3 protein-coding genes and 1 pseudogene (1 of these 4 running past the window's edge) are annotated in these 2,934 nt (G+C 70.1%); 3 read left to right on the top strand and 1 reads right to left on the bottom strand.

Annotation, left to right across the window (positions count from 1 at the left end):
- From K789_RS0118680 to K789_RS0118670, 3 genes are all read left to right on the top strand, one after another.
- Positions 1-866 (top strand): FAD-binding protein (locus K789_RS0118680; protein ID WP_024368082.1); only part of this gene is annotated, 866 nt, incomplete at its 5' end.
- Between the two features lie 9 nt (positions 867-875).
- A complete protein-coding gene (locus tag K789_RS0118675) occupies positions 876-1,859 on the top strand; it encodes an alpha/beta hydrolase (protein WP_024368081.1) in 984 nt (327 codons plus the stop codon).
- A complete protein-coding gene (locus K789_RS0118670; protein WP_024368080.1) occupies positions 1,856-2,893 on the top strand; it encodes an alpha/beta hydrolase in 1,038 nt (345 codons plus the stop codon). The genes K789_RS0118675 and K789_RS0118670 overlap by 4 nt, the downstream gene beginning before the upstream one ends.
- On the opposite strand, the pseudogene K789_RS0118665 reads toward K789_RS0118670, so the two are convergent.
- Positions 2,851-2,934 (bottom strand): annotated as a pseudogene (locus tag K789_RS0118665) (isoprenyl transferase); it runs 820 nt beyond the window's last position. The gene K789_RS0118670 and the pseudogene K789_RS0118665 overlap by 43 nt on opposite strands.

Genomic DNA, 2,934 nt, shown 5'->3' with positions numbered 1-2,934 from the left:
CCGCTGCCCGCGCCGGTGGCCGTCTCATCAACGGGGACCGGATGTGGCATTACCCGGAGGGCATCCACAACCACTCGCCGGTGTGGCCCCGGCACGGAATCCGGATCCTGCCGGGCCCGTCATCCCTCTGGCTGGACGCCACCGGAAGCATGCTCCCCGCTCCCCTGTTCCCGGGTTTCGACTCGTTGGGCGCACTGCGCCATATCCTCGGCACAGGCCACGACCACTCCTGGTTCGTGCTCAACAGGACCATCGCGCTCAAGGAGTTTGCCCTTTCCGGCTCGGAACAAAATCCCGACCTCACCGGCAAGGACGTCCGGCTGCTGGCTTCCCGCCTCCGGCCCGGCTGCGACGGCCCCCTGCAGCGCTTCCTGGACCGAGGCGTCGACTTCCTGCAGGCCGGCACGCCCGCCGGACTCGCCGCAGCCATGAACTCGCTCGCCGGCCAGCCGTTGATTGACCCGGCCGGCCTTGACCGGCTGATCCGGTCCCGGGACCGGCAGTTCGACAGCGGCCTGGGCAAAGACCCCCAGCTCGCCGCCATCCGCGCCGCCCGGCGATTCACCACCGACAGGATCATGCGGGTGGCGCCCCCGCACCGGATGCTGGACCCCAGGCACGGTCCGCTGCTGGCGGTGCGGCTCTCGGTGCTCACGCGCAAGAGCCTGGGCGGTCTCCACACCGACCTGCAGTCCCGGGTCCTGGACGGCTCCGGGCAACCCGTTCCCGGCCTCTTTGCCGCCGGCGAAGCTGCCGGCTTCGGCGGCGGCGGCATCCACGGCTACCGCGCCCTCGAGGGAACGTTCCTGGGCGGCTGCCTGTTTTCCGGACGCTCGGCCGGCCGCGCCGCGGCATCGGCGGTCTAGGTGCCGGCCGTGGAATGGGGACCCGATATCCTCGGTGACGATTTCGAAGCCTGCTCCCTGAGCGCGGCCGGCCCGGACGGCGTCGAACGGACGGCAACGCTGGTACGGCATGTCCCGGGAGCGGGTACCGGCGGCGGTCACCGGGCCGTGTTGTTCCTGCATGGCTGGAGCGATTACTTCTTCAACGAGGAACTCGCCGAATTCTGGACCGGGCAGGGCTTCGCGTTCTTCGCCCTGGACATGCATAACCACGGGCGGAGCCTGCAGGCCGGGACGCACGGCGGCTATGTTGCGGACCTGGACGATTACGACGCCGAGATCACCGCGGCGATCGGCATCATCGCCTCCCTCCACCCTGAGGCCCAAGCAGCGCCATCCGTCGCGCTGATGGGGCACTCCACCGGGGGGCTCATTGCGGCGCTGTGGGCCAGCCGGCATCCGGGGCTGGTCTCGCAGCTGATCCTGGACAGTCCGTGGCTGGAAATGCACGGCAGCCCTGCCGTGCGCCGGGCCGCCCGGACCATGGTGGAGCCGCTCGCGCGGTTCTGGCCCGAGGCCGTCATCCGCCTGCCGGAGCGCTCCTTTTACTGGCGCAGCATCAGCAGCGCGGCCGAGGGCGAATGGACGCTGGATGACAACTACCGCCCGCCCCGGGCGTTCCCCGTCCGCGCGGGCTGGCTGAGCGCCGTTCTCACCGGCCAGTCGAGGGTGGCGCGGGGACTGAACATCGACGTCCCCATCCTCGTCCTGATCTCCGGGGCCAGCGCCAACGGGATGTTCTGGAAGGAATCGATGCGGCGCACGGACGCGGTTCTGGATGTCAACACCATCGCCCTGCGCGCCCTCAGCCTGGGCCGCACCGTCACGCTGGAACGGATCGACGGGGCCCTGCATGATGTGTTCCTGTCGGCCCCGCGCGTCCGGGCCGACGCCTATGCCCGGCTGGCCCGCTGGCTCCGCGCGTATGTGCTGGACGACGGCGGCACCGTATGACCGTTCCCGTGGTGCGGCCGCTGTGGCGGAACGATGTGCTGGGCAGCCGCTTTGAGCGCCTGGAACTGCCCCTGTCTTCAGACGACGAGGGACCCGTTGTTGCGACCCTGGTGCGGCATGCGCGCCCGGGCGGAGCTGCGGCCCCCACAGCGGTCCGCGGCCCGGGTGTCCGGGGCATCCGGGCACCGGAGAAGGTGGTCCTCTACCTCCACGGCTGGGCTGACTATTTCCTGCAGGCCGAACTCGCCGATCACCTCGTCGCCCGCGGCTTCCACTTCTACGCCCTGGACCTGCGGAAATTCGGACGCAGCCTCCGGGATTGGCAGACCCCCGGCTATACGGCCGACCTGGCCGTCTATGACGAGGACATTGCGGCGGCGCTGGCAGCGATCGGCACCGACATCGCCAGCCGCACCGGCAACTCCGAAGACCCGACGGTGCACCTGCTCGCGCATTCCCTCGGCGGCCTCGTGGCGGCGCTGTGGGCGGACCGGAATCCGGGGAAGCTGGGCACCCTGATCCTCAATGCACCGTGGCTGGAACTGCAGGGCAGCAGCCTGATCCGGAACATCGCGATGCATTTGGTGGAACCGTTGGCGCGCACCGACCCGCGCCGGCCGTTGCTTCTGCCCAGCATGCCAGGCTACTGGGACAGCGTGAGCGGCACGGCACACGGCGAATGGGTCGTGGATCCCGCGTGGCGGCCCAGGGCATCGTTCCCCGTCAGGCCGGGCTGGACGAAGGCGGTCATGGCCGGCCACGCCGCCGTGGCACGGCGGCTCGACATCACGTCGCCGGTGCTGGTGATGCTGTCCGGACGGACCCGGATCCAGGCCGAATGGTCAGAGGAACTCATGGAACTCGACGCCGTGATCGATGTGGAGGAAACGGCGCGCCGGGCGCTCGTCCTTGGCCGCCGGGCGGCCGTCTTCCGCTACCCGGGGGCTATCCACGACATCTTCCTCTCCCGCCACGCTGTGCGGCGGGAAGCCTACGACGACCTGGTGCTCTGGCTGAGCCTGTACCCGGGCTGACTGACCCTGCACCCGGCACTCAGGGGCTGGCGGACCCGGGT

The sequence above is a fragment of the Arthrobacter sp. TB 26 genome (genome assembly GCF_000427315.1).
Lineage (GTDB): Bacteria > Actinomycetota > Actinomycetes > Actinomycetales > Micrococcaceae > Arthrobacter.
This window is presented reverse-complemented; position numbering and strand designations above follow the sequence as displayed.